Source organism: Bianquea renquensis (assembly GCF_014384895.1).
Classification (GTDB): Bacteria; Bacillota; Clostridia; order Lachnospirales; family Bianqueaceae; genus Bianquea; species Bianquea renquensis.
Genome location: NZ_JACRSQ010000086.1, coordinates 1 through 1,410 on the forward strand (window position 1 = coordinate 1; position 1,410 = coordinate 1,410).

Sequence of the window (1,410 nt, forward strand, 5' to 3'; positions counted from 1 at the left end):
GTCGCCCAGCACCAGAATCGTCACAGTCGCGTCGCCCTCCGCTGCGTTGTTCACCATGGACGTGGCCTTAACCGTCAGCACATTCCCCACGGTTTCCTCCAGCCCAACGGTTAAAAGCCCCTTGTCACTGATGGCCGTATCCGCAGCCGTATTCCCTGTCAGCGTCCATGTCACCTCTTGGGATACTCCATCCGCTGAACCGTCCTTGCTTACCTGGGCAGAAAATTGTAACGTCCGGCCGCGCTTAACGCTGGTCGCTCCCTCCGCCGTGGAAATAGTTACACCGTCCGCCGCCGCTACTACCGTCACCTGCCTTTCCCCTATGGCGGTGTTGTTCTCTTTGGAGGTCGCTTTCACCGTCAGCACCGTGCCCACCGGCTCGTTGGCTGCCACTGTTAAGAGCCCGCTTTCACTGATGGTAGTTCCGGCGGACATATTGCCCTCCAGCGCCCATGTCACCTCCTGATTGGTGATAACCGTATCCGCAATGGTGACGGCGGCGTTAAATTGCAGCGGGGACGCCGTCTTAACCGTGATTGCGTCGTTCTCGGACGATACCGTCACCTTCAGAAGTTCCCCCGCCGCTTGGTGGAGAAGCTGTAACGCGTCGGTGCTGGGTTCCGGCCCGGCGTCTGGGGTATAGAACCCGTTGCCTGCATCTTTGCCCCAGTCGCCGCCCCGTCCGTCGGTGAACTGTGCGACCACGTGAATGCCATAATAGCAATCGTTTTCCAACTTCGTATCCAGGCTGATGCTGTTTAACAAAAGGCCCGTCGCTTCACCCGGTTGGATCGCCTGCGCCCAGTAGGCCCAGCCGTCCACGTCGTACACCCAAAACGGGCCGACCGGGGAACCCATCGCTTTCCACTGCGCCATGGTCAGCACTTGGGCGTCTAAGGTCTCCACAGCCGTGTGGGTTTCATTGTTGAGGCTATAGTTTACGTCCAACACGCCAGCGTCGCCCTCGTCGATGTCGTTGTCGTCCGCGTCGTATTCCGCATCGGCCGTTTTGCTCTGGCCGGCGGTGTAGGTCACATAGTCTCCATAGCGGTCCTCATCCGTTGCCGGGTCTCCGTCCGGCCCGGCAAGGGTGCCGTTGATGTCCGCTTTCAGGCTGTCCCGGTTTTTCAGGAAGGTGGGCATGTATGTGGTCTGTCCGCCCATTTCCCACGTGTAATACTCCCGGAACACAGAGTTGGAGCCCGCCGGATCGTTTTCCTCCGGCAGATGGGTCGTCCATGTCGTCACGTCGTTGATGTCCGTACCGGCCACCAGCGGCGTCGCCTGATTTTCACCCTCCATGCCGTCCTTGATCCCAGCCCCCCAGCCGATCTCCAGATATTCGTCTAAGCGCACCCTTGCATAGATGGGCACGCCGCCTGCTTCGTCGGCGCTCATGAAGTTTTCCAC

At 59.6% G+C, this 1,410-nt stretch carries 1 protein-coding gene; it reads right to left on the reverse strand.

The features are described 5' to 3' along the window. Positions 1-1,398 (reverse strand): hypothetical protein (locus tag H8730_RS17305; RefSeq protein WP_249290298.1); only part of this gene is annotated, 1,398 nt, incomplete at its 3' end. Positions 1,399-1,410: the final 12 nt, after the last annotated feature.